The sequence below is a fragment of the Syntrophaceae bacterium genome, from assembly GCA_013177795.1.
Lineage (GTDB): Bacteria > Desulfobacterota > Syntrophia > Syntrophales > UBA2192 > UBA2192.
The window spans coordinates 865,223-890,605 of record JABLXY010000001.1 but is presented as its reverse complement, the minus strand read 5'-3'; the positions used below and the strand labels follow the sequence as shown (position 1 = coordinate 890,605).

General features: G+C 59.3%; 24 protein-coding genes. 9 read left to right on the top strand and 15 right to left on the bottom strand.

All coding sequences use genetic code 11. From position 1 onward, the window contains the following. The first annotated feature begins 92 nt into the window (after nucleotides 1-92). Entirely contained in the window at nucleotides 93-713 is a 621-nt protein-coding gene (locus HPY67_04155; GenBank protein ID NPV03908.1) for a hypothetical protein, read from the top strand. A gap of 53 nt (nucleotides 714-766) precedes the next feature. Here the strand turns inward: HPY67_04155 and HPY67_04150 are convergent, their stop codons facing one another. Beyond that, the gene (locus HPY67_04150; protein NPV03907.1) at nucleotides 767-994 is read right to left on the bottom strand and encodes a hypothetical protein; all 228 of its coding nucleotides are present in this window, start codon (nucleotides 992-994) and stop codon (nucleotides 767-769) included. A gap of 41 nt (nucleotides 995-1,035) precedes the next feature. Then, nucleotides 1,036-1,473 (bottom strand): hypothetical protein, encoded by a 438-nt coding sequence (locus tag HPY67_04145; protein NPV03906.1) that lies wholly within the window; start codon nucleotides 1,471-1,473, stop codon nucleotides 1,036-1,038. A gap of 210 nt (nucleotides 1,474-1,683) precedes the next feature. On the opposite strand from HPY67_04145, the gene HPY67_04140 reads away from it, so the two are divergent. After that, nucleotides 1,684-2,358, top strand: a complete 675-nt coding sequence (locus HPY67_04140) for a DUF554 domain-containing protein (protein NPV03905.1) — start codon at nucleotides 1,684-1,686, stop codon at nucleotides 2,356-2,358. A 70-nt stretch (nucleotides 2,359-2,428) separates the two neighbouring features. On the opposite strand, the gene HPY67_04135 is transcribed toward HPY67_04140, so the two are convergent. The 13 genes from HPY67_04135 to HPY67_04075 form a co-directional block, all read right to left on the bottom strand. Then, nucleotides 2,429-2,839 carry an RNA polymerase-binding protein DksA gene (locus tag HPY67_04135; GenBank protein ID NPV03904.1) on the bottom strand — a complete coding sequence of 137 codons (411 nt, stop codon included), beginning with the start codon at nucleotides 2,837-2,839 and terminating at the stop codon, nucleotides 2,429-2,431. An 807-nt stretch (nucleotides 2,840-3,646) separates the two neighbouring features. Beyond that, nucleotides 3,647-4,960: an amidohydrolase gene (locus HPY67_04130; GenBank protein NPV03903.1), complete on the bottom strand. Its 1,314-nt coding sequence runs from the start codon at nucleotides 4,958-4,960 to the stop codon at nucleotides 3,647-3,649. An 81-nt stretch (nucleotides 4,961-5,041) separates the two neighbouring features. Next, nucleotides 5,042-6,535 (bottom strand): ABC transporter permease subunit, encoded by a 1,494-nt coding sequence (locus tag HPY67_04125; protein NPV03902.1) that lies wholly within the window; start codon nucleotides 6,533-6,535, stop codon nucleotides 5,042-5,044. A 46-nt stretch (nucleotides 6,536-6,581) separates the two neighbouring features. Further along, nucleotides 6,582-7,709 carry an acyl-CoA dehydrogenase gene (locus HPY67_04120; GenBank protein NPV03901.1) on the bottom strand — a complete coding sequence of 376 codons (1,128 nt, stop codon included), beginning with the start codon at nucleotides 7,707-7,709 and terminating at the stop codon, nucleotides 6,582-6,584. Nucleotides 7,710-7,743: 34 nt separating this feature from the next. Next, a complete protein-coding gene (locus tag HPY67_04115) occupies nucleotides 7,744-8,766 on the bottom strand; it encodes an electron transfer flavoprotein subunit alpha/FixB family protein (GenBank protein ID NPV03900.1) in 1,023 nt (340 codons plus the stop codon). 73 nt (nucleotides 8,767-8,839) lie between these two features. After that, nucleotides 8,840-9,652 carry an electron transfer flavoprotein subunit beta/FixA family protein gene (locus tag HPY67_04110; GenBank protein ID NPV03899.1) on the bottom strand — a complete coding sequence of 271 codons (813 nt, stop codon included), beginning with the start codon at nucleotides 9,650-9,652 and terminating at the stop codon, nucleotides 8,840-8,842. Nucleotides 9,653-9,742: 90 nt separating this feature from the next. Continuing rightward, complete coding sequence (locus tag HPY67_04105) at nucleotides 9,743-10,930, bottom strand: CoA transferase (GenBank protein NPV03898.1); 1,188 nt, start codon at nucleotides 10,928-10,930, stop codon at nucleotides 9,743-9,745. 201 nt (nucleotides 10,931-11,131) lie between these two features. Next, nucleotides 11,132-12,715, bottom strand: a complete 1,584-nt coding sequence (locus HPY67_04100; protein ID NPV03897.1) for a sodium:solute symporter family protein — start codon at nucleotides 12,713-12,715, stop codon at nucleotides 11,132-11,134. Nucleotides 12,716-12,742: 27 nt separating this feature from the next. Beyond that, on the bottom strand, nucleotides 12,743-12,967 hold the full coding sequence (locus HPY67_04095; GenBank protein NPV03896.1) for a hypothetical protein: 225 nt from the start codon (nucleotides 12,965-12,967) through the stop codon (nucleotides 12,743-12,745). A gap of 362 nt (nucleotides 12,968-13,329) precedes the next feature. Then, the gene (locus HPY67_04090; protein NPV03895.1) at nucleotides 13,330-15,219 is read right to left on the bottom strand and encodes a sigma-54-dependent Fis family transcriptional regulator; all 1,890 of its coding nucleotides are present in this window, start codon (nucleotides 15,217-15,219) and stop codon (nucleotides 13,330-13,332) included. A gap of 347 nt (nucleotides 15,220-15,566) precedes the next feature. Then, nucleotides 15,567-16,022 carry a hypothetical protein gene (locus tag HPY67_04085; protein ID NPV03894.1) on the bottom strand — a complete coding sequence of 152 codons (456 nt, stop codon included), beginning with the start codon at nucleotides 16,020-16,022 and terminating at the stop codon, nucleotides 15,567-15,569. Then, the gene (locus HPY67_04080; protein NPV03893.1) at nucleotides 15,947-16,123 is read right to left on the bottom strand and encodes a hypothetical protein; all 177 of its coding nucleotides are present in this window, start codon (nucleotides 16,121-16,123) and stop codon (nucleotides 15,947-15,949) included. The genes HPY67_04085 and HPY67_04080 overlap by 76 nt, the downstream gene beginning before the upstream one ends. Beyond that, complete coding sequence (locus HPY67_04075; protein NPV03892.1) at nucleotides 16,096-16,614, bottom strand: transposase; 519 nt, start codon at nucleotides 16,612-16,614, stop codon at nucleotides 16,096-16,098. The genes HPY67_04080 and HPY67_04075 overlap by 28 nt, the downstream gene beginning before the upstream one ends. 315 nt (nucleotides 16,615-16,929) lie before the next feature. On the opposite strand from HPY67_04075, the gene HPY67_04070 reads away from it, so the two are divergent. The 7 genes from HPY67_04070 to HPY67_04040 all read left to right on the top strand — a co-directional run bounded on the left by HPY67_04070 (nucleotide 16,930) and on the right by HPY67_04040 (nucleotide 25,363). Beyond that, nucleotides 16,930-18,444, top strand: coding sequence for an aromatic ring hydroxylase (locus HPY67_04070; protein NPV03891.1), 1,515 nt, complete (start codon nucleotides 16,930-16,932; stop codon nucleotides 18,442-18,444). A 40-nt stretch (nucleotides 18,445-18,484) separates the two neighbouring features. Beyond that, nucleotides 18,485-19,264, top strand: coding sequence for an SDR family oxidoreductase (locus HPY67_04065; GenBank protein NPV03890.1), 780 nt, complete (start codon nucleotides 18,485-18,487; stop codon nucleotides 19,262-19,264). 92 nt (nucleotides 19,265-19,356) lie between these two features. Continuing rightward, complete coding sequence (locus tag HPY67_04060; GenBank protein NPV03889.1) at nucleotides 19,357-20,562, top strand: acetyl-CoA C-acyltransferase; 1,206 nt, start codon at nucleotides 19,357-19,359, stop codon at nucleotides 20,560-20,562. Between the two features lie 16 nt (nucleotides 20,563-20,578). Next, complete coding sequence (locus HPY67_04055) at nucleotides 20,579-20,845, top strand: hypothetical protein (protein NPV03888.1); 267 nt, start codon at nucleotides 20,579-20,581, stop codon at nucleotides 20,843-20,845. 8 nt (nucleotides 20,846-20,853) lie between these two features. After that, on the top strand, nucleotides 20,854-22,299 hold the full coding sequence (locus tag HPY67_04050) for a 4-hydroxybutyryl-CoA dehydratase (GenBank protein NPV03887.1): 1,446 nt from the start codon (nucleotides 20,854-20,856) through the stop codon (nucleotides 22,297-22,299). 367 nt (nucleotides 22,300-22,666) lie between these two features. Then, nucleotides 22,667-23,977 carry an MFS transporter gene (locus tag HPY67_04045; GenBank protein ID NPV03886.1) on the top strand — a complete coding sequence of 437 codons (1,311 nt, stop codon included), beginning with the start codon at nucleotides 22,667-22,669 and terminating at the stop codon, nucleotides 23,975-23,977. 96 nt (nucleotides 23,978-24,073) lie between these two features. Further along, the gene (locus HPY67_04040) at nucleotides 24,074-25,363 is read left to right on the top strand and encodes a CoA transferase (protein ID NPV03885.1); all 1,290 of its coding nucleotides are present in this window, start codon (nucleotides 24,074-24,076) and stop codon (nucleotides 25,361-25,363) included. Nucleotides 25,364-25,383: the final 20 nt, after the last annotated feature.

The following is a 25,383-nucleotide window of genomic DNA, read 5'->3' as shown; positions in this document are numbered from 1 at the left end:
GCAACCGAAGCACCCGTTGCACCGGCCTAACAGGTCCCCCCCGTCACGGAATTTGCATGACAGCCGGTTGATGTCGAACCCGGGGGAGACAGGTGAGGAAAACGGCGATTCTCCTGAGCATGGTCATACTGGCGGGCTGCGCGTCGCCGCCGCCCACGATCGACCGGGGCGAGTACCAGAACTACCGCTACGGGTTTGTCGTGCAGCTTCCGGGCGACGGCTGGGAGAGAACCGGCACCGTTCCGGCGGGGTTCGCCGCCTTCCTGGTCCCCGAGGCCCCCGAGAGGCTCCTGCTGCTGCTCCACAATCCGAGGACCGGCGGCCTGATCACCGTCCGCGGCGGCTCCCTGCTGCTCTCCTACGAGAACACGCTCAATCTCCAGGAGCGGCTGACGGGGTACATCGAGGCCTTTCTCGATCAGGACTGGCGCCTGATCGTCCGGGACGGCCCCGATAGCAGGGGGTCCTTCGCCGTGGAGCACTGCGACGCCTCGGGGCTGCAGTGGCGTGAGCGGCCCGCGGGCAGGCCCCTGGCTGGCATCCGGCACGCCTCCCGGGGCTATGTCTACCCGCTCAAGGGCGAGGCGTGTTACGTGACCTTCACCGTCTTTTCCGGGCCGGAAACCTTCGATTCCAACGCGGCGGCGCTGCACCGGTTGGCGGGGACGTTCTCGAGCGGGGAGGTCTTCACGGCGCGGGTCTATGGACGCTGAGGTCAGCCGGAGGCCGGCGCGACGGACTTGCGCCTGCCGCAACCGGCAGCGGTTCACTCGGCGGGAGCAAGGCTCTCGAAGGCCCGGTCGACGAGTGCAACGAATGCCTCGAGGTTCTCCTTCGCGGCCTCGCACTGCTCCGGGGTGACGAGATCCCCGTGCTCGGTCTGAAGCTGTGCCGCCAGCTTCTCGAGCTCGACCTGGCACTGGATAACCTCGTTGAGATGTTCACTCTTGAAGCCCAGTTCCAGCATCGTGGCCGAAAGCCTGATTCTTTTCAACGCCTCGATCGTTTTCGCATGTCCCGAACCTGACACGTCGTTCAACCCCTTCTCTCCAGAATGACAGACCACGAGGAGATGCGGCCCTCCGGGGAAAACAGCGCGCCCCGGTTGAGATACCGGTCCGGCGTCTCCTGCAGCAGAAATTCCATGCCGGTGTGAAGCCGGTCGAGCGATGCGCAGGAGGACAGGATGGCGTTGCCGACGACGATGAAATACCCGCGGAGCGTCCCGAGAGCCGGGTTGTCGGCTTCCCATCTCGTGAAATCGGCCCCGCCGGCGAAAGGGACGATCCGGTAGCGGTTCTCAACGATCACCGGACCGCCGTCGAGGGCGATGCGCATTCGGCCCTCGTTGAGCCATGCCGTCGGGCGATGCGTCACCCGGGTTTCGCCCTCCAGGGCCGCGCGGTTCATGGCCCCGTCGACGTATTCACCTCGGGCCGCCCAGAGGCCCTCCTGGAAAAGATAGGTGTGCACCTGACTCGCCGCCTCGTTGTTTCGTGATGCCGCCAGTAGTTAGCAAGTCCTGCGGCCCTCTGTCAACGGGGAATGCGGGGCGCCGGGTCCCGGGGCCCGCGGAGGGGGTGGGGTGCCGTGTTTCAACGCGGCCTCAAACACGGCCGTTGCCCCGAGGTCCCCGCAAGTGATATAGCTGCATCTCCGCATATCGGAGCAAGGAGCGGTGACATGATCGGAACCCTGGTCAACACGGCCGCCGTCGCGGCGGGGAGCCTGGCGGGCGCGGTCATCGGGAAGCGGCTGCCGGACCGGATCAAGTCGATCGTCATGCAGGCCCTCGGCCTCTCGGTGGTCCTGATCGGCCTCCAGATGGCCCTGTCGGGCACGAGGCCCCTGCTGGTGATCGGCTCGCTCCTCGCCGGCGCCGTCACGGGGGAACTCCTGAACATCGAGGGGGCCGTCGAAGCCCTCGGGGAGTGGCTCAAGCGGCGCTTCCGTTCGGACTCGTCGACCTTCGTCCAAGGGTTCGTCACGGCCTCCATACTCTACTGCACGGGGGCCATGGTTATCGTCGGCTCCATCCGCGACGGGACCGTGGGCGACCCGTCGATCCTGTACGTCAAGTCGCTCCTCGACGGCGTGGCATCCGTCGCCTTTGCCTCGTCACTGGGGCCGGGCGTGGCCTTCTCCGCGCTGTCGGTCCTCGTCGTCCAGGGCTCGATCACGCTCCTGGCCTCTCAGCTGACGTTTCTCCAGGAGCCTGCCGTGATCGAGGCCGTGACCGCAACGGGCGGGCTCCTCATCCTCGGGATCGGCCTCAACCTCCTCGAGATCGCGAAGATCCGCGTGGGCAATCTCGTCCCGGCGCTTGTCTATGCCATCGTGGCCGCGATGTACGTCTAGGGTTCCGGGGAGGATGAAACGAAAAAGGCCCCCGGAGCGGGGGCCTTCTAGTCTTTGCCTTGTCCTGATTTTATCCCTGGGGTTCACTGAGCAGGATCCCGTGAGGCGAATGCAGCCTGCGGATCTTTTCCGCCCGCTGCCTCTTTTCCTCGTCGGCCTTGCACTCGATGCACAGCGTCGCGGCAGGTGCGACCTGCAGCCTCTTTTCGGAGATGGGTTTCCCGCAATCCTCGCAAACCCCGTAGCTCCCCTCCTCGATCCGCTTCATCGCCTCGATGAGCTCGAGGATGGTTTTTCTCTCCCGGTCCTTCAGAGCATACTCGGAGAGCCGCTCAGACTCGAAGGAGGCGAGGTCGTAGACATCAGGGAGCAGGCCGTTGAGGTTCTCCGCGGGGAACAGGGGCTTTCCGTTTGACTTCAGAATCTCTTCAATCCGGTGATGCAGCATCGATTTGTAGCGTTTCATTTTCACCGTAGCCATCGCAGTACCTCCTTTTCCAACGCCTAGACGAAGCAACAGGCCTGCCAGGAGTCAGGCGCAGAGGAAATTTTTTCTAAGTATCTGTTATAACGAGGAAAAATAATGAACCACCCTTGGGTGGGAGGACCGGTTGCTGCTGCCGCGCTGCCGCGGGATGAGGAAAAAGACGTCAGGAGCGAGGGACTTTATTGATATAACAACCCGATTATAAAGGAAAATAATCCATGCGACATTTTTGTCGCCAAAGTGGACCGAAAAGTCGCAAACCTCATGTTGGAGCGGCAAAAAATGTCGAAAGGCCCAAGCGCTATTCCCTGTGTCCCTTCAGCTTTTCCTCTAGCCTGCGGGCCTGGAGAAATAGATCGGTCGATTCCCTTGAAGGCCTCGATGATTAGCTTGGTGATCACAAGCGCAAGGCCGATCTTTCCGTCCTGGTCAGCGACTGGTGTAACACAACAACAGCAGGGGCTACCAAGAAGAATCGACGCGGGGTCCCCTCCATAAGAAAGAACGACGCGGTCCTCCATTTCCGCATGAGGGGCACCTAACTAGCCCCCGACCACATGTGCAGCGTTTCGCTGGCTTCCGTTGCGGCTGAGTCTTAATGGACCGTCCGGGCCTGAACTGTTGCAACGGAGATGCGCATATTTCTCTTATCAAATTTCCGATAAAAATTGATATGGATGGAATGAGGGCTATTGGAGGGCGGTTTTGAGACCTCGGCGGGGTCGGCGACCGGAGATAACCGACGACACCGGCGCAATCGCAATGTGGATGCCGTTTTTTCGGGCCTTGAGGCCGGGATCTTTATGATGTGATTTCCTTCTGCATGGCGGCATAGAATTCAGCCGCATTGCGGATCACGATCTCGTCGGCATCGAAGGACGTGCTGTGGTGTCCGCCATATGTCGGTGTCCCGAACAAGGTGATCAGGGCCTTGCCCCCCTTCTGCTGGACCCGCTCCATCATCAGAGTGATGTCTTCCGAGGCATTGAAGGGTGCGCTTGGCACAACCTTCTTCACCGAGGGGAGCTTAGCGGCAACCTGCTCTGCCATAGCGATCAGATCGGGCGAGCTTTCAGCCACAACCGCCATCGCTGCGGGCTTCATCTCGAAAGCGAGATCGTACATCTTTGCCGCCCCCTCGATCACATCGCGGGCCTTCGAGACCATATACTCGTTGAGTTCATTCGTCACCCCGCGGGTCTCCATGCGGAAAGTTGCCCTGTCGGGGATTACGTTCCATGTGGTCCCCGCCTGCAGGGTTCCCACATTTATCCTCGTGGCGCCTTGGCTGTGCCGGGCGATGGCGTAAAGATTCGTGATGGCGTTGCAGGCGCCCAGCATGGCATTTTTCCCCTGTTCGGGACTCGCAGCGGCGTGCGTTGGTCGGCCCAGAAAGGTCACTTCAAATCGCGACAGCGCAAGGAAGCTGTGGACGTTGAAACAGATATGCCCCAACTCTTTTACGGACAGTCCGATATGGCCACCCAAGATGTAATCTAGATCGTCCAAGATGCCTTTTTCGATCATGGGCGCCGCGCCGGAGAGGTTTTCCTCGTTGGGTTGGAAGATCAGCTTGACGGCGCCCTTTAGGTGCTTGCGGTTGTCAGCAAAGTACTTCGCCAGCAAAAGCCCCGTGGCCGTATGAATGTCGTGTCCGCACATGTGGGCGTACCCGGGGTTCTGGGAGACGAACCCCTGACGAGCCGGCATATGGGTCCGGTCTTGGGACTCGGTCACCTCATTGGAATCGATGTCGAAGCGAAACCCAATGACCGGGCCCGGGTGATCTCCCTTCAGGATGGCCACGACGCCGGTGCAGCCGCCCTTGGCCGGGGCGAGAAACTTCTCGTTGGCGCCCGCCTTAAGGGCCCGATCGTATTCCTCCTGGAGCTTCTTTCCGTCAGGCAGGAGAAGCAATTTGTCCTCCGCGACGACATCGCGTCCCTGCTTGACGTCGTATCCCCAGGCCGACAGTTTCTCAGCCACGAAAGCCGTTGCGAAAAACTCCAGCCAAGAGGGCTGGGGACACCTGTGCAGCGCTCGTCGCCACTCAACCGCCTCCGCGTAGTGGGCGGCTATCGATTCCTCCGGTTTATATCTCCCCTTCGCGACCATATTGAATCCACCTTCTGAATGTGAGGTTCAAGAACACCTTATGCGTATTTGGATATGCCTGTCAATATCATCGATGAGGGGTCACACTGGCTCCCCCTTCAGTTTTGCCTCCAGCCGCCTTGCCATACGCGACAGGGGGTAGCTCATTGCGAAGTAGAGGAAGGCGACCACGAGACCCAGCTCGAAGAATCGCAGCGTGGTTGCGGCCAGGATGTTGTAGGTCTTCGTGAGCTCCACCATGGCGATGACGGACACGAGGGACGAGTCCTTGAACAGGGCGATGAAGTCGTTGGTGATGCCCGGCGTTGCGATCCGGAGGGCCTGGGGGAGGACGACCCAGCGCAGCGCCCCGTTGCGCGACATGCCGAGCGACAGGGCCGACTCCATCTGGCCCCTCGGCACCGAGTTGATCCCGGCGCGGTACAGCTCCGCCTCGTAGGCGGCGTAGCACATCCCCAGCCCGATGAAGGCCGCGGCCAGGGGCGAGAGGGTGATCCCGATGTTCGGCAGGCCGTAGTAGAGGATGTAGAGCTGGACGAGCAGGGGCGTGCCGCGGTAGAACTCGATGTAGGCCGTGGCGAACGCGGCCGCCCATCGGGGCCCATAGAGGCGAAGGAGCGTCAGCACGAGGCCCAGCGCGACGGCGATCGCCATGGAGACGACGGAGACGACGACGGTGATGCCCGCGCCCTTGAGCAGGGTCGGCAGGAACGTGACGAGGGGGGCCTTGCGGCTCTCCTCGAGATCCACGGCCCCGGAGCCGGCCTCGAGCCTGTGCCGCAGCTTTTCCTGCGATTCGTTCCAGAGTCCCCACTTCTCGTAGATCGTCCGCAGCTCCCCCGAGCGGTGCAGCCGGATCAGGATTTCGCCCAAGGCCGCCTTGAGCTCCCCGTCGGCCTTGCGCATGGCGATGCCGTACTCCCCCTCGCCCGTCGGGGGGCCGGCGTACCGCAGGGCCGGGTTCGGCTTCGCGTAGTATGCGGCGATGGGCGAGTCCATCAGCACCGCGTCGATACGCCCGATGACGAGGTCCTCGTAGGGCTCGGCCTGTCCCGTGTAGACGCGGATCTCCACGTCCGGGATCGCCTGCAGGATCTCCTGCGCGACACTGCCCGAGAGGGTCCCCACCTTCCTGCCGCGCAGGTCGCCGATTTCGCGGATGCGGTCCTCGTCCTTCCGGACGGCGAGCTGCGTCGTGTAAATGTAGTAGGGGAGGGAAAACAGGACGACCTGTCTCCTCGCGGGCGTGATCTCCAGGCCGTTGAGGGCGATGTCGAAATCGCCGCGCTCGAGGGCCGGGATGAGGCTGTCCCAGGCGTTCTGCACCTGGCGGGCCTCGACGCCCAGTTCGCGGGCGATGGCGCGGGCCAGATCGACTTCGAATCCGATCAGGCGCGAGGGCCGGCTGGGGTCGGGGAACACATAGGGGGCGCCGCCCTCGGCGTCGGATCCCCAGAGCAGCACGCCCCGCTTCCTGATGTTTTCCAGCGTTCCCGACGTCTGGGACTGACCCGACCAGGCGAGCACGAGCGCAAGTGCCGCCACGAGAGAGAATGCCCTCAAGAAACGGCCCATCCCTGTCGCTCCAATGAAGCCGCCGGTTCCCCTGACGGGCCTACACTCATTTTACGATTTCCAAGGCCTGGATGAATTTCATAATCTGGGGCGTGCCCGTGGCCGGGAAGATCTCGACAGCGTCGGCCAGTAGCCTCGCCAAGTGGTATTCCGGGCTCACTCCGTAGCCGCCGAGGACCTGCATGGCCTTCATCGTGACACTTGACGCTACCTCTCCCCCGATGTATTTCGCCCGGGCCGAGAGCTTGCCGATGTCGCGGGGGGCCATGCCCCGGTCTAAGCACGCCGCCGGGTGGTAGATGAGCCAGCGGGCGGCGTCGATCTCCGTGTCCATGTCTACGAGCAGGAACTGGATTGCCTGGAGGCTTGCGATGGGCTTTCCGTAGAGCACGCGCTCCTTGGCGTATTTCAGGGCGATCTCGAAGGACCCGCGCGCGATGCCCAGCCCCACGGCACCCACTGCGGCGCGACTCACCGAAAAGGTCGCCATGGCAACCGCCTGTCCGCTCCCCTCCTTTCCGATGAGGTTTTTTTTCGGCACGCGGCAGTTGCTGAACCCCAACTCGCAGACATCGCCTGATTTGAACCCCATCATTTCCTGGCGCCGGCTCACGACGAAACCCGGCGTGCCTTTCTCCACGGTGATGATGCTTGCCCGCTCGCCCGTTCTGGCCAGGACAAGAACCCAGTCGCCCACGCCGCCGTTGGTGATGTAGACCTTCCGGCCATTGAGGACGTAGCCATCCCCGTCGTCGGCGGCCGTTGTGTTCAATGTGGCGAGGTCGGAGCCCCCCGTGGGTTCCGTGGCGGCCACGGCGGCGATCTTCTCGCCCCGGATGAGCGGCGGCAGCCAAGCTTGCTTCTGCTCGGGCGTCCCCCAGGACTCGATCATGTACAGAGGGGCCTGGGTCACCTCGAGGATAAAGGCGAGCGAGGGATAGACACGGGCGATCTCCTCGACGGCGATCACCGCCGACAGGTGTCCGGCCTTCGATCCGCCGTACTCGCGGGGGGAGGAGATGCCGATGATCCCGAGAGCGCCCATCTTGCGCACTTGCTCGAAGGGAAATTCCCCCTTCCGGTCCAGTTCGAGTGCCTTTGGCGCAAGTTCCGTGTCGGCAAACTCGCGGACCATGGCCCTGATCATCTCCTGCTCTTTTGTGAATTCAAACATGGCGATCCCCCTTCCAAGATTCGATGTGACTCTTTCATTCATTCCGCTGCCGTGAAAAAGCGGATTGCCGCTCTGCCTCCAGTACTTCCGCGAGGGCGGGGATGATGTCACGCAGATCGCCGACGATGCCGAAATCGGCAATGTCGAAGATCGGTGCCTTTGGGTTTTTGTCGATGGCGACGATGAGCGATGCGCTGGTGAACCCCGTCGTGTAGTGAGGCGCTCCGGAGGCGCCGATGCTGATAAACAGTTTCGGGCTCACGGTTTTGCCGCTCTGCCCGATCATCCTGGACTCCGGGATCCAGCCGGCGTCACAAGCGGGCCTGGAGCCTGCCGTCACGCCGCCCACTGCGCGGGCAAGGCGCTCGAGCAGGGATATGCCCCCGGCCTCGTAGAAACCGAATCCGCCGGAGACGATGACCGCAGCCTGCTCCAGCCCTCCTTCCTCCGCTTCACGGACCATCTCGAGTGTCCGGGCGCGGAAGTCCGCCTCCCGGATGTCGGCAGGGACGATGACAACGGCTCCATTGCGCGCGGGGTCCGGCGTTCCCTTTTCCAGAACGCCGGGCCGGACCGTGGCCATGACGGGCCTCCTCTCGGGGCAGACGATCTTTACCATCATGCTTCCCCTCCAGCCGGGCACGACCATTACCAGTTGCCGGCGTCCGTCGATGTCCTCCAGGTGCAGATCGGTGCAGTGGGCCGTGAGCCCCGTACCGAGCCGAGCCGCCACGGAGGGCGCCAGGTCGGCGCCTATGGCAGTTGCCCCCAGGAGGACGACACCCGGGCGGGCCTCGGCGATGACCCTGCACAGGATCGTCGTGAACACGTCGGCCTGGTAGAGTCCCAGACGCGGATCCTCGACGACGAAGACCCGACCGGCCCCGTGGGCGATGAGCTCTGCGGCACATCCGCGGCATCCCTCCTGCCCGATCACGACGGCCGAGACCGCTCCGTCCTGCATTGACGCAAGGTCCGTGGCCTTGTTCAAAAGCTCAAGGGTCACGCCCGTCGGCCGCCCGTCCCGAAGCTCCGCCCAGACGAGGATTCCCGTCATTTGATCTCGATCCGATGTGTCCATATGCCCTACTTTTGCGTTCTGGCCTTGGGGCTTGTTGCTTGCGGCCTTTTCAGAGCGCATCCATCTCTCGGAGTTTCTGAATGAGCCTCCGGGCAGCTTCTTTCGGTTCACCCCCGATCATTTCCACATGCCGCTTCCGGTGAGACTGAAATACCCCCGCGACCCGTGTCGGTGATCCCCCAAGGCCCATAGCCTCGGCAGCGAGGCCGCATCTTTCGCAAGCGGCGCAGCCGACTTCAACAATCTCTTTCCTTCCGGCTTCCATGATTCCGAATATGGTGGGAAGCCGGTACCGGTTGATCCGTTTCACCACGGCAATAACGGACGGGAGCATGACCTCCACTCGAAGGAACCCGCCCTCGATTTCGCGCTCGACCAAGGCCCCGCTTCCGTTCTCCTTGATCTCGATCTTCCGCGCGTGCGTGACACGCGGCCATCCGAGCATCTCGGCAAGCTGCGAGGGCACCTGTCCCGTTGCCCCATCCACCGACTCGTTGCCGCATAGGACGAGCTCGAAATCACCGGCCGTGCGGATCCCCACCGCAAGGACGGCTGCCGTGGCCAGGGTGTCGGCGCCGGCGAAGGCCATGTCGCAGAGCAGCACCCCGCGGTCTGCCCCCATAGCCAAGGCGTCTTCGAGGCATTTTCTTGCCTGGGGTGGGCCCATGGTCAGCACGGTTACGGTTCCCCCGTGGGCCTCCCGGATGCGCAAAGCCTCTTCTACGGCGTGGCGATCGACGGGGTTGGTCACCGGCGGGATGCCGGTGCGGTTAATGGACCCCGTGGCGGGATCTAGGGTAATGCGGTCGAATTGTTTCGGGTCGGGAACCTGTTTGATGCAGACGAGGATGTTTATGGACATGACAAGAGGCCCCTCCCGTGCCGATGAGTTTTCCTATCCGATGTGTCCGGCGGAAGTCAAGATGGTCACACCCGACCGGCGCCGCGCGGATCATGCGATGCCGAGTGTCCGGAGTTCTTCGATCTCCGAATCGCCAATGCCCAGTTCCCGGAGTATTTCACGGGTGTGCTCACCATGCCCCGGTGGATGGGAGCGCCAGCCCGGCCGTTCCCCGTCGAAGCGGATGGGAAAGGCGGCTTGGGGCACCGCTTCTCCACTAGGGAGTTCTCCCCTGAACCAGGTTTCCTGCTCGCGGACATGTCGATCCTGGAGGGCCTCGGCAAAGGTGTTGACTGGGGCGATGCAGATCTTCTCCGGATCGAGAAGTGTGAGCCACTCAGCAGACGTGCGGGTGAGGAAAATGGAGCGGACCTCCTCGATCAATTCGTCCTGCCGGGGTGGCGCCGACCACTGCTCGGCGATGAAGGACTCTCTGGCGATGACGCGGCAAAAGGCTTCCCAGAACTGCGGCTCCAGGCAGCCGAGCGCGAGGTACCGGTTATCGGCCGTCCGGTAGACATTGAAGCAGGCATAGCCGCCGCCCCCTTCCGTGAGGCCCCTTCGGGGAAGGGGGTGTCCTGCCATGAAGCGGGACATCTCGAGGGCGGCAAAGGCCGAGACCCCGTCGAAGAGTGAGATGTCGACGGCCCGGCCGAGGCCGGTCTTTCCCCTGCTCAGCAGGGCTGAAAGAATGCCGACGGCTCCCAGCAGAGCGCCACCCAATCCGGATATTTGGACGGGCGGGACAATCGGCGGGCCGTCTTTGTAACCCAGCAGGTCGAGAATGCCCGACAGGGCCACGAGGTTCAGATCGTGGGCGGGCCTAAGGCAGTACGGCCCCGTCTGCCCGAAGGCAGTAAGGGAGCAGTAGATCAGGGCCGGGTTTGCCTTCTTCAGAGTCTCGTACCCCAGCCCCATGCGGTCCATGGTTCCTGGCCGGAAGGCCTCGACGACGACGTCCGCTCTGTGGGCGAGCGCCAGGAAAATCTTGCGGCCCTTGGGGTGTCTCAACTCCAGGGTCAGTCCCTTCTTGTTGCGGTTGCAGACGTGAAAGAGGCTCCCCGTGCCGTCCACCAGCGGCTGGAACTGCCTGAACAGATCCGGCATCTTGGGATTTTCGATCTTGATGACCTCGGCGCCGAGGTCGGCGAGGATTTGGGTGCACATCGGCCCGGGCATGCGGGAGGAGAGGTCGAGGACAAGTGTACTGTCGAGCGGCAGAGACATAATCGAGTTCATCGCATGGATTGCTGTATATGAAAACAATCTTTCATGAACGGTTTTTGTCTTTCAAGCTCTTTTTTTGAATAAAAAAAGGAAACGGGCAAGGCAGTTAGAAAATCCCGTTTACCTCTTTAACTGCGGGCCGCGGTCCGCGCACCCGTCAGGCGCGATATGCAGCCCTCTCTAGTGCGCAGACCGGAGCTGCCGGCTTCGACTTCATGATGACGTTCTTGCGGGATAGGGGACAGTGTCTATTTCTGCTTCCTCTTTCTGAAGGGCTGCAGCCGCTCCCATGACCGCCTCCTCCTTTTGGAAGGCGGCCATGCCTTTTCGAATCACCTCGTCGTACTTGTCGCGTTTCGCCTTTGAGGGTGGGTCGCTCGTGAACGCGAAGAAGAAGAAAACGGCGAGGTTCGCAAAGAGCCCCCACATGGCGCAGTGGATGTTCAGGGGGTACTTCCAGACGGCGAACGTCAGGTAGGCCACGATCAGGCCCGCGAGGATGCCGAAGATAGCGCCCTTTGCCGTTGCGCGCCGCCAGTAGAGGATTCCGAAGAGGGACGGCGCCAGCTGGGTGGCAAAGGCCGTCGCCAGATTTCCCATGAGGACCAGATGCTCTTTCCAGAATTGGGAAATCCAGAAGGCGAAAAGCACGACGGCCAGGATGATGATGCGGGAGACCCATACCGTTTCACGGTCGCTGGCCTGGGGACGGAACATGTCCTTGTATATGTCTTGGGAGACGATGACGCCGGAGGTGATCATGTAGCCCGCCGCCGTGGAGTTCATCGCCGCAAGCAGGCCGATGCCGACGATCACGTAGACCCAGATAGGCATGAGCTTCGTCATGATGAGAGGCGTTAGGGTATCCGTCTTAGCGAGGTTGGGGAAGAGAAGCCTGCCGCCCATACCGATGATGGGCGAGAGGATGTAGTAGACGATGCCGATCAGCACGACCCACACGACCAAGGCCTGCCACCGGAAGATCCGGGGCGATTTAGCCGAGAAGCTCCAGATCGTGAACGCCGGTGAAAGGTATATGGCCGACGTGGACAGAGCAAGGGACAGCGTGAATGTCCAGAACCACATGCCGTTTCCGCCTGGCATGGTAAGGAGCTTCGGGTCGAAGCTCTGCATGGAGGTCAGGATCTCCCCGGGGGAGACATTGGCGACTACAGCCCCGCAGATGCCGAACAGACCGAGGACGAGGAGGACACCCTGGGCAGCGTCGACGAGGGCCGTCGAAGCGACCCCGCCCAGCAGAACGTAAATGAGGACGACGGCGGCCATGATGACGGCGCCCCACTCGAAAGGAATCGCGTTTTCCGTCAGGGTGGCGAACACATAGCCTGCACCCGTCAGCTGCAGGGAAGAATAGGGAATGCAATAGAGGAGCGTCACCAGAGCGATAACCCAACGCATCCCGTTACTTTCGTAGTAATCGGAGTACATTTCGCCTGGCGAGAGGTAGCCGAACTTCTTGCCGATGAGCCATTGCCGCGTGAAGATAAGAAGTCCCAAGACCCCCATGAACGGGACATGGATATAATAGACCAGATAGGGCATTCCCGATGCATACATGAGGCCTTGGTGGCCCAGCATGAGCCAGGCGCTCAGCGTGGTTGCCATGATGGCGAAGCCGAGGACGAACTTGCCTAGAGCACGCCCTGCCACGAAGAAGTCCTGTGCCGATTTCGCGGCTCCTTTCTTATACGTATAAAGGCCGACGCCGATGCAGGCGCCCCAGTACAAGATAGCTGCGACCAGCATGACCCATGCGTGTGTGCTGATTTCCTTCATATCTCTTTTCTCCCCTTCTTGGATCGGTCAGTCTTTATAGTCAGCCACGTTGCAGATCTGGGATTTGTACCCGAACCACCACACCAGAAAGATTCCGATGACCCAAGCTATGATGCTGAATGTCCATAGGGCTGGAAGCCCCAGAATGAAGTTCGGCGTATTGAAAAGCAGTGCGCCAGGACCACCGAAAAAAACGATCCAGGCAATGGTCAGCCATATCATCTTCTTGTCTTTATCCGGTACTGTACTCATGTCTCATCTCCCCGTTCATCTAAAATGTTGTTTGGATAGCCATGGGTGGATTTCTGCGCTGTGCGTTTCTCTTTTCCCATCCGGTTTTCGGTTTGATTTCGCACGACAATCCACAGGCCATGAACCGATGGCAGGGCCCGTATTCCACTGCTGCTGTAAAAAAACAAAATAATGGGATGAGGGGCGGGGCGCTGACGCGCTTGGAGCAGGAATTGTGCCAGCCGATAACGACGGTGTAACTAATATAAATAATTATGGTTTTATTTTAAGCGGCATTATTTTATTTGGCAAAGTTTCATCCTTTTTGTCTCAATATGAGACACGTGGAGAAGATTGGGACATGTATAGGACACGAGGGTAAATTAGGCCGACAGACCGTACTTATCAAGCTTCCTGTACAGGGTGCTCCGGGACATCTCCATCTTCCTGGCCACCTCTTTTTTGGAGTATCCGGCCTTGATCAGCTTGTGGATCATCTGCTTCTCGATATCGCGAGGGAGTTCCACCTCTGTCTGTACGGCTTGGTGTGACCGAGCCTGCAGGACCTCCGAAGGCAGCAGGTCGACCGTCAACTCGTCAGTGTGAACTATGTTTATCATCCGTTCGATGATGTTCTGTAGCTCGCGCACATTCCCCGGCCAAGAGTAGGCCATGAATTTCTCCATGACCCGGCCATTGACTCGAACGGGCCTCTTCCCCATGGCGTTGCAGATTTTTTGAATGAAACAATCCACCAACAGTGGGATGTCCTCGGGCCGGTCGCGAAGAGGCACCATCTGTATGGTGAAGACGTTGAACCGGTAGTATAGGTCTTCGCGGAAGCGTCCCTTGCGTACCTCCTCCTTCAGATTCTTGTTTGTCGCGGCTATGATCCGCACATCCACGGGTGTGACACGGGACCCGCCAATCCTCATGATCGATTTGTCCTCGATTACGCGCAGCAGGGCGGACTGCAACTCGAGCGGCGTTTCAGCGATCTCGTCGAGAAAGATCGTCCCGCCATCGGCAAGTTCAAACTTCCCCTGGTTGCCGCCTCTTTTGGAACCCGTGAAGGCTCCCTCGGAGTATCCGAACAATTCGCTGGAGATCAGATCCCTCGGGATGGCGGCGCAGTTGATGGCAACATAGGGGCCGCTACTGCGAGTGCTGGCGTTGTGGATGGCCTGGGCGAAGATGTCTTTGCCGGCACCGCTCTCGCCGAGTAGCAGCACATTAGAGTTGCTCTGAGAGACCATCCGGGCCTGGTTCACCGTTTCCAAAAATTTCGCGTTGACGCCGCAGATATCATCGAAGCAAAGCTTTGCCTTCGCGCCTATCATCCGGGTCACCAAAGTCCTTGCCCGCTTGATTTCATTGAAAATGATCAGGCGTCCGATGACATGCCGGTCCTCCGTTTGGATAGGGTTGCAGGTCATCGTGTAGTCGATGACCCGGCCGTCGCGCATGGTGATGCGTGCCTCCACATCCGTCAGGGTCATGTTGTTCTGGATCAGGTTGAAAAGCGATGCATTGTCCTCTCCCATAACGTCTCTCAGGCTTCGTCCGGCAAGCTGGTGCGACCCGCGGCCGATGATTCTCTCGGCATTCTCGTTGACCATGGTGATTCGGTAGAGATTATCGATGGCAATGAGGGCTTCCGGAATGGATGCTAGGATCGTCTTCTGGAACCCGTCGGCGATCTGGCACTCGGACAGGGCTTTGCGCATTCGCATGTCGTTTTCGATGGCGTAGGCGGCCGCTACGACCATGCCCAGCGTGTGGGGATTGGCGTTGAGAAAAGGCCCCGTCATGTCGATAACGCCGATGAGATCCCCGTCGGGGTCGTGGATTGGGGCTCCCGAGCAAGTCCACTTATGTGAGTTGATGCAGTAGTGCTCCGTGGCGAAGACCTGCACGGGCCGGTCCATTTTGAGAACGGTGCCGCAGCCGTTCGTCCCCGCCTCCTCTTCGCTCCAGCAGGCACCCTGGATGAAATTACCTTTCTTGACCCGCTCGAGAACATCGGCGTCTCCGAGGACCTCCAGCATGTATCCTTGGTCATCGAAGAGAGCCACGACGAAGCCGGAGCCTCGGACGAAGCCGTATAGATTCTGCATGAAGGGGCGGCTGATCTCGATAAGGTTCTGATTGCGCTTGAGCAACTCCTTGAGGTCCTGCTGTTGTAGGACCTTGTCGACGCGCGTTGTGTAGGGGTTGACGTTAAATTCCCGACAGCGCCTCCATGACGCGAGGATCACGTCGGGTATGATCAATGGATTTTCCAGGGGCTGATTATTGATGAAACGTTTCCATTCGCCTAATACGTGGTCAAAGCGCTGCTTGTGCAATTCCTGCATTTAGCCACCCCTTTTATTAATTGCTGATATGTGCCAAAAATGTCCCATGTATGTAACATTACGGGACATGTGTAAGAATATGGGACACGGAAACAAGTGCACATCGGACACGAAAAGTCAAGGAGAATTAGAATAGTTAATAAAATCATATTAATATAAGATGTTCAAATTTTGGCATAATGCGTGCTATTTTTTGAAAAGCAGATTGAATACTGCATGTTCTGTAAGTCGGCATGAAGTTGGGAAAAAGCATCATCCTAGGGTTAGTTGGCGAACGCCTGGTAGATTTTCAGTGTAAAGTACCGCAGGTCATGGAAGCCGTAGGCCTTGCGTTTGATGACCTTGATCTTGTTGTTGACCCCTTCGAGCTGTCCCGTATGGATGGGGAAGTCACAGTGGTTGAGGATCCCCTCGCGGTGTCTCTGCAGCATGTGGTCAAAGACGCTCAGCGCTTTCTGCTTGAGGGATCGGGCCAGCGCACACCACTGATCGAGCGCCTTGGCCTCCCAGGCGCGTGAACGATAGCCCCAGAGGAGCTTGAGTTTTTCCTTGGGGATCATCACGGTACTGATGACCTCGTTGAGCGCCAGCAGTTCTTTGAGCTGTTGCCGGTGGCTTCGGCGCCGCAGGTTGCGGCGGTTCTTCAAGAGCAGAAACTTGGCGCCCTTGTAGACCGCCTTGTGCTCGTTTTGGGCCTTGCGATGCTCGCTGTTGCGCACCTGTCGATCACGCGGTTGAAGGCCGCCACGACATGGAACAGATCGAAGACGATCCGGGTCTGGGGCAGTTTTTTTAAACGGCCTTGATGTAGGGGTCCCACATGTCCATGGCAACGGCCTCAATGGCCTTGCGCTGCCCCGCGCTCAACAGGTTGAAGAAACGCATCAGGGTCTTGGCCCTGCGGTCTTTGCCCACGTAGAGAACGCGGCCGGTTTCGTAGTTGAGCACCACGGTCAGGTAGCGGTGGCCCTTGCGGATGGAGATCTCGTCGACCGCCAGGATGCGGAGGCCCGTATAATCGGGCTGCCCGTAGCGGGCCTCCAACAAGAGCTTGTCGGCGGCCTTGACCGTCTTCCAGTCCAGGCCCAGGTGCCCCGCGACATCTTGGACCGTCATCCACCGGCACAGCGCGTGGATGTATGCGGCCAGCCGCCTCGTGATGCGCAGATAGGGGTCAAACAGATCCAGCCCCTCGATCACGATCCGTCGGCAGCCGGTACAGTAGAGCTTGCGGTAGCGGCAATCGAGCCACACCCGGGTGCCGGCCGTGTCCAGGTCCCGGACCGAACGGCCCGTCCAGCTGTGAACCATGGCGCCCTTCGTGCCGCAGTGATGGCACACGGGCACAAAGCGCCGGTCGGGTGCCGCCCGGATATGCACGCGTCCGGCTTGCGGAGCAACTGTCCTGCCCCAGATTTTCATTCAACGCAAGGGGAAGTACGGCGCTGCTATAGTGGCTTCGGACATCATTGGCCCTCTGCCGAGAAGGTTTTTCTTCGCAGATAAACCTACACCCCCGGAGATCCTGGATGTCCATTGCATTTGAAATCACAACCGCTTCGCCCGACTTCCATCAACTAACTCGGAGAAGAATCAAAAAAAAGAAGATAGAAAGGAGAGCGAGCTGTGTTGAGAACCAAGGAACAGTACCGCGAACGCCTTTTCAAAATGAAGCCCAACATCTATATCGGCGGAGAGAAGGTGGGCCGCGACGACCATCGCCTTATTCCGGGCATCAACGTCCTAGAGGTCACCTATGAACTGGCACTCGATCCCCGGTGGAAAGGGCTGATGACAGTCCACTCTCCGCTCATCGACGAGGAGATCAACCGCTTCGCACACCTGCCTCGAAACCCCTACGACCTGATGCAAAAGCAAAAGATGATCCGCTTGGCGGCCCGTCGCGTAGGCGGATGCATTCACCGGTGCATGGGTCACGACGCCATCAACGCGTTGGCCGTTTGCACGAAGGAGATCGACGAGGCGAAGGGGACGGACTACCACGAGCGGTTCCTAGCCTATCTCAGGGAATACCAGCGGAACGATTGGGACGGCTGTTGCGCCCAGACGGACAGCAAGGGCGACCGGATGAAGCGCCCCAGCGAGCAGCCCAATCCTGACGCTTACGTGCACATCGTTGAAAAGAGAAAAGACGGTATCGTCGTCTCAGGCGTCAAGATGTCCATCACGCAGGTCGCCTACGCCGATGAGATGTTCGTGCTGCCCACACGCGCTCTCATGGAGGACGACAGTGACTTCGCGGTTGCCTTCGTCCTTCCGGCGGACTGGGAGGGTGTGCACCTGATCACCCGCCCTGTCTGGCACCGCGAAAAGGACGACCCCAACGCCTCACCCTTCTGCCGCTACGGCGTATCCGACTCGGTCGTGGTCTTCGACAACGTCTTTGTCCCGAAGGAACGGGTCTTCATGTGCGGCGAGTGGGAGTTCGGCAGGCGCATCGCCCTGCTGTTCGCCGACTCGCACCGCCACAGCTACAGCGGCTGCAAGCCCGGCGTCTCCGACATCCTCTGCGGGACGACGGCGCTGGCCGCCGAGGCGAATAATATCCAGAAGGTCTCCCACGTTCGCGAGAAGCTCTCCGAGTTCGCAGGCGCCGCCGAGTTGGCCTACGCGGCCGGGGTGGCCGCGGCCGTTTACGGCGAAAAGACCTCGAGCGGCGTCTTTTTCCCCAACAAGGTCTACGCCAACGTCGGACGTCGCATGACGGGGGAGCTCATATACCACGAATACAACATCCTCACGGAAATCGCCGGCGGCATTGCCGTGACGCTGCCCTTCGAGGATGACTTCCACGCGCCGGCCACGAAGAAGTATCTCGACAAGTTCATCGTGCGCAATCCCAAGCTGCCGCCCGACGTCTCCCTGAAGATCTGGAAATACGTCGAGAACATCGGTGCGTCGCCTATGGCGGCCTGGTACGAGATAGCCGGAGTCCACGGGGGCGGCTCCCCCATCATGGAGACGATCGCCCTGAACCTGGATTACAACTATGAGAGCAAGAAAAGGCTCGCGCGCTATCTAGCGGGCATCGATCCCGATTTCGACGACTCGGCCGATCTGGCCCTGGAACCTACGTTTGGGACGAGCCTCGTGGAGGACCCGAAGGAAAAGAAGAAATAACGCGGGGTGGTTCCGTCAACCGAAAGGGAAAGGAGATATCATGGCTTCGGAACTTCTGGAAAGACTCTTTTCACTCAAGGGGAAGACCGCCCTCATCACGGGCGGGTACAAGGGGATCGGGCGGGCCATCGCTGAGACATACGCGGAGGCCGGGGCCGACGTGGCCGTTGTCGCCAGGAACCTGCACAGATGCGAGGAAGCGGCCCGGGAGATCGCCGGAAAATACGGCGTAAAGGCTGTTGGAAAATCTCTGGACGTCAACGACTCGAAACGGGTCGACCAGGTCGTTCAGGAGATCGTGGGCGAAGTGGGCCGGATAGATATCCTCGTAAACAGCGCCGGCATCCCCGGAAGCGAAAAACCAGTGCTCAAGATGACCGATGCCGACATGGACGAGGTGATGAACGTTGACTTTCGGGGAACATTCCTGGTCTCGAGGGCTGTTGCCCAGGTCATGGTAAAGCAAAAGGGTGGTAGGATCATCAACGTTTCGTCCATCCTCGGCAAGATAGCCGCCCGCAACATGGCGGGGTACTGCGCCAGCAAGGCCGCTGTGATCCAGCTCACCCGGGTGATGGCCCTTGAGCTTATGAGGGATAACATTCAGGTTAATGCCCTGTGTCCAGGATACATCCTCACGGAATTCAACCGTGATTTTTTCGAGTCCGACACGGGGAAGGGTCTTGTTAAGAAGATGATACCTCTGAACCGGGTGGGTACACTAGACGAGTTGAGATCAACGGCCCTCTACTTAGCCACGTGCCCTCCATTCCTTACCGGGGCCGAGCTATATATCGACGGAGGACACACGATTATCTGAAAGGGGTAGAGGTCTGAAGGTTTTAGGAAGAAGACTGGGAATAAAAGGCATAAAACAAAAAGGCAGAAGCCGAAGCCATGAAGGAGAATTTCATGTCTTTGAAAGATGTGGTCATGGTCAGTGCATGCAGGACGGCTATTGGGGGATTCATGGGCTCGCTCAAGGATGTAAACGCACGCGAGTTGGCTGTGACAGCCGCGAAGGCGGCCGTCGAGAGGGCGGGCATCCCGGCAGAACTGATAGACGAGATTTGCATGGGTCAGATCTACGCAGGCATGCAGGGGTCCCTGCCCGCTAGGCAGGTTGGTATGCGTGTGGGCCTTCCGCACCGCAGCAGCGCCGTGACGGTCAACCAGAACTGCGCATCCGCCATGAGGGCCCTGGAGATCGCGGCGCACAACATCATGCTGGGAAAAACGGAAATCGCGCTCGTCGTGGGGACCGAGAGCATGACGAATGCCCCCTATCTCATCCCGAAGGCTCGCATGGGCTACCGGATGGGGCAGGGGACGATCGAGGATTCCATGCTCTATGACGGCCTCATCGATGAACTGGTGCCGGGTCACATGGGCATGACCGCGGAAAACGTCGCCGAGAAATTCGGCATTACACGCGTAGAATGCGATCGGCTTGCCCTGACGAGCCACTCCCGAGCCGTCCAGGCTATCGCGGAAGGTCGCTTCAAGCGTGAAGTCGTTCCAGTCGAGATCAAGACGAAGAAGGGAACGAGGGTTTTCGACACCGATGAACACCCTATCAAGGATGCCAGCATGGAGACGCTCGGTTCCCTCCCGTCGGTATTCAAAAAGGGCGGCGTCGTGACGGCCGGGAACGCCTCGGGAATCAACGACGGCGCCTCGGCCGCTGTCCTGCTGTCGAAAGAAAGGGCTGAATCGTTGGGTATCAAGCCCCTCATGAGGCTGATCAACATCTGCAATGAAGGATGCGATCCGAAAATCATGGGCATCGGCCCCGCGCTGGCCATCCCCAAGTGCCTCAAACAGGCCGGCCTGGAGTTCGGGGACATTGAATACTGGGAAATCAACGAGGCCTTTGCGGCCCAGTGGTTGGGCGTGGGGCGAATGTTGGAAAAGGATTTCGGGATGAAGCTGGACATGGAAAAGGTTAATCACAACGGTTCGGGGATCGCGCTGGGTCATCCCGTGGGCAGCACGGGGCTCCGGATCGTCGTGAGCCTCTACTACGAGATGGAGCGTCTCGGCCTGACGGTGGGCGGGGCCTCTCTCTGCGTCGGTGGTGGTCCGGCCATGGCGTCCCTCTGGACGAGGGAAATTTAGGCGGAAGCAGGGGGCCGTGAAGCGGATTGCGTTGAAGTACTGCGGGGGCTGCGACTGTACCTATGACCGTAGTGAATACGCCAGAAAGCTGAAACAGGTTGCAGAAGGCCGCATTGCCTGGGTAACGATGGACGACGCCGGGTTCGACACGATCCTCATGATCCACGGGTGTCCAGTGGCATGCCCAGAAAAGAAACTGGAACAAGGCCACCCCTGGCGGATCGTGTCCGTTGTAGATGATTGCATTGACCCCGAGAAAATAATCGACAAACTCCTTGAATGAGGTGAGTCATGAAACGAATCGAGACGAAGGAAGATTATGTCAGGAGTCTGAAAGAGCAGAAAGTGCGGATTTTTTACAATGGTGTACTTGTAGCAGACCGGAGCACGCACCCGGCTTTCGTACCCCACATCAACTCGGCGGCGAAGACTTACGAACTGGCCCTGATGCCGGAGTACGAGGACTTGATGACAGCGAAAAGCCACCTAACGGGAAAGAAGATTAACCGTTTCACCCACATACATCAGTCCGTGGACGACCTGCTCAAGAAGGTGCAGATGCTGCGTCTTATCTCCCACGAGACGGCCAGCTGCTACCAGCGCTGCGTCGGCTTCGATGCCCTGAACGCCATCTATATGACGGTCTACGAGGTCGACGAGAAATACGGTACGCCCTACTTCAAGCGCTTCGAGGAGTACCTCAAGCGCATCCAGGAGGAGAACTTCATGCTCGTCGGCGGCATGACGGATCCCAAGGGGGACCGCTCCAAGCGGCCCAGCGAGCAGGCCGATCCAGATCTATTCACCCGGGTCGTGGAGAAGCGCTCCGACGGTGTTGTCATCCGCGGCGCCAAGGCCCACCAGACGGGGGCCGTCAACAGCCACGAAATCATGATCCTGCCCACGCAAGCCATGGGACCCGGCGATGAGGCCTATGCCATCGTGGCGGCCATTCCGCTGGATGCTCCAGGAATCACCCTCATCTTCGGCCGTCAGACCAACGAAGAGCGAAAGATCGAGGGTAGCATGGACGCCGGAAATGTGGATTTCGGCATGGTGGGCGGCGAGGCCCTGGTGATCTTCGAGGATGTCTTCGTTCCCTGGGAGCGCGTCTTCCTTTGCGGGGAGGTGGACTTCTGCGGGACGCTGGTGGAGCGCTTCGCGACGATGCACCGCCAGAATTATGGCGGCTGTAAAGGCGGGGTGGCCGACATCATCGTGGGTGCATCGGCGCTGGCGGCCCAATACCAAGGGACTCTGAATGCCTCCCACGTCAAGGACAAACTCGTCGAGATGACGCACCTGGCAGAGACGGTCTACTCGGGCTCGGTGGCCTGCTCTGCGCTGGGGTCGAAGACGAAAAGCGGCGCTTATTATCCGGACCCGCTTCTCGCCAACTGCACGAAGCACAACATCACTCGGCACATCTACGAGATATCGCGGCTGGCCCACGATGTTGCCGGCGGCATTTTGGCTACGCTGCCGTTCTCCCGGGATCTCCAAAACCCCGAAATCGGCAAGTATGTAGAGAAATACATGAAAGGGGTCAGCGGCGTGTCGACGGAGACCCGTATGAAGATCCTGCGGCTCTTGGAAAACATGACGGGAGGTACGGCATTGGTGGAGTCCATGCATGGTGCAGGCTCACCTCAGAGCCAGCGGATCATGTACCAGCGGCTGGGAAAGTTACCTGAAAAGATGCGCATGGCCAAAAAGTTAGCCAAGGTTGCGGAGTGAATCTGTTGGGTTGATGCATCATGGATCACAACGAACCCGCGTGGCCGCGAGCTGGGAGAGGTGCGGACTCGATAGAAAAGGTTGATAACTTTTCCGGAAGAACGTGCTGGGTTATTAATCCCGTTTTGCACGCAGTTGCGTGAACGCAGCGATTAACTGGGTTGTCAATCGATATTTATGAAAGGAGGTGTGATTCAATTTTCCGCAGGCGGGGCGCTGTCCGCCGGCAATTTTGCCATGCCTTTATAACAACGAAATGGAGGTGAGGAGGGAGCGTCATTCTAAAACGAATCATGCCGGCGTAGACGGAAAAGGGAGGGAAACCGAAAACAGGGTTGAGCCAATCGCTTTGCAAAGGGGGTCACCGATGACAGAAAAAGCAAAAATCGTTTGGGGATATAGACACGTCATCCTCTTCATCGTCTGGTTGCTATATCTGATCAATTACTTTGACCGCATCAGCGTTCTCACCTGTCTGCCTTACATTCAGAAGGATTTAAACCTCAACGCCGTCGAGGTTGGCTGGCTGGGCTCGATCTTCTTCTTCGGGTATGCCTGTGCCCAGTTCACCTCTGGGTTCCTGGCCGACAAGTGGGGCCCCAAAAAGACCATGAACATAGCCATCTGGGTGTTTACGTTGGTCACATTCTTGACCGGTTTCGTCCGAACCTTCTGGCAATTCATTGTCCTGCGCCTCGGCTTGGCTTTGGGCGAGGGTCACCATTACGTGCCTGCCGTCCGAGCCATCGCCAACTTCTTCCCCTCAGCCGAACGCGGAAGAGCCAACGCAGTTCTGGCCACTACGTGGGCTGTGGCTCCGGCCATCGTTCCCCTGATGACCACGTGGATGATGGCGGACTGGTTCGGCGGTGCTTGGCGCCCCGTGTTCTTCGTTCTCGCTGTCCCCGGTGTCGTCGGGATCTTCATCCTTTGGAAATACTTGCAGGATACACCGCGAGAATCGATGGAAAAGGGCTTTATGAAGAAGGAAGAACACGACATGATCGTCGAATCCATCGGTCATGATTCCGCCGTAACGGGCAAGAAATACAGCGCGAAGATCTTCTCGACTGACATCCAGTTCTATCTCTACACGATCAGCTGGTTCATTATGCTCATGATCTACTGGGGCATGACGACCTGGATCAGCACGTTTCTCGTCCGGATGCACGGCCTCAATATCAAGACGATGGGCTTCTATGCCTCCATGCCCTTCATCGTGGCCTTCTTTGCCATGTACTCCGGCGGCTGGATTGCAGACAAGTTGTTTCAGGGCCGCCCGAAGATGGTGACCATCATCGGATTCCTCGGATGCATCCCCGTCCTGTACATGATCGGCGCGACGCCCAAGGGTGCCACTGGACCGCTCCTGTTCTGGCTCGCCATGGGCGGCTGGTTTATTAACCTGCCCTGGGGCGTCATGCAGGCATTCCCGGCCATGCGGTACCCCAAGGAGGTTGTGGGGCGAGCCATGGGGATCACCAATGGCGTCGGTCAATTCGGCTCCTTCATTTCGCCTATGATCGCCGGGTACTTGGTTATCGAGTTGGCGGACAAGACCTTCGACTTCAGCAACGTCTTTATTTTCTGGTCCATTCTGGCGGCCATAGGAGCGTGTTGCGTGTTCTTCCTGAAGGAGAGGACTGCCGTCGACCACACGGCCTTTGAAGAGAAATAGAGACGAATCGTACAAGTCCGGATACGGAGCGGGACGGATCAAGTTGTCCCGCTCCGCCCCCTTTCAACTGAGCAAGTCTTGAAGGAGGTTCTTTTCATGGAAAAACTCAAACCGGGTCCCCTGTCGGACATCACCGTTCTGGATTTCACGTGGGTACTGGCGGGACCCCACGCGGCGAAGACGCTGGCCGACATGGGAGCCAACGTGATTAAGGTCGAGCAGTACAAAACGGGCGCCAACGAGCGCTGGCTGCCCCTGCGGGTCACCAAGAACGATGTCACGCAGAGTTCCTACACACTCACAGTCAACCGCGGCAAGCGGAGTGTCTGCATCAATATGAAAAATCCCAAGGGGATGAAGCTCATCCACGAATTGATTAAAAAGAGCGATGTCCTGCTGGAGAACTTCGCACCCGGTGTAATGGACCGACTGAAGCTGGACTACGATTCCGTGAAGAAGATCAAGAAGGACATCATTTACTGCTCCATCTCGTGCTTTGGGCACTGGGGACCCTACAGCCACAAGCCGGGTTACGACATGATCGCCCAAGGCGCAAGTGGCTGGACGGGACAGAGCGATCCTCCGATCATCGCCCCTGTGTCCATCGGTGACACGAATGCCTCTATGCACGCCTGCACGGCCATTCTGGCTGCCCTGCACCACCGTACAAAAACAGGCAAGGGCCAGAATATCGACATCTCCATGATGGACTGCCTATTCTCGCTGCATGAGAACACGCTGCCGTGGTTCATGATCAGCGAAGCGGTGGGCAATCCCATCAAGCCTGCGAAGATCGGTCAGAAGCACCCCGGGTACGCCCCGTACGGCATCTATAAGGGAAAAAACGGTTACATCTGCATCGCATGCCTAACCGAGGCACGCTGGCTGCCTCTCGTAGAGCTGATGGGCGAGAAGTACGCCTGGCTGAAGACGGATCCGCGTGCGGCGACGGTCTCTACGCGCTGCACGACTGACAATGCGCCTATGATTCACGCTGCCCTTGAGGAGTGGGTGATGTCGCTCGATTCTGTGGAGGAGGCCGAGCGCCTGCTCGAGGCGGCTGAGGTCCCCTGCCTGCGCGTGCGCGATATTGTGGAGCTGGCTACGGTGGATCCGCAGATCAAGGCCCGCGAGATGATCGTCACAATCGATCAACCCTTCTTGGGACCCGTTAAGATGTACGGCAGCCCGCTGAAGTTTTCCGAAACACCCTCGGGGATCCGTGGCCACGCTCCTTTCCTGGGTGAGCACAACTACGACGTGCTCCAGAAGACACTAGGGATGTCAAAGAAAGAGATCAAGGCCCTCTACGACGCGGATGTGCTCTACCACGAGCCTGCTGTCGAGAGGCTGCCGGAGGAATTGAAGAAGAAAAAAAGAAAGTAAACAGAACGAAAAATTCGAGT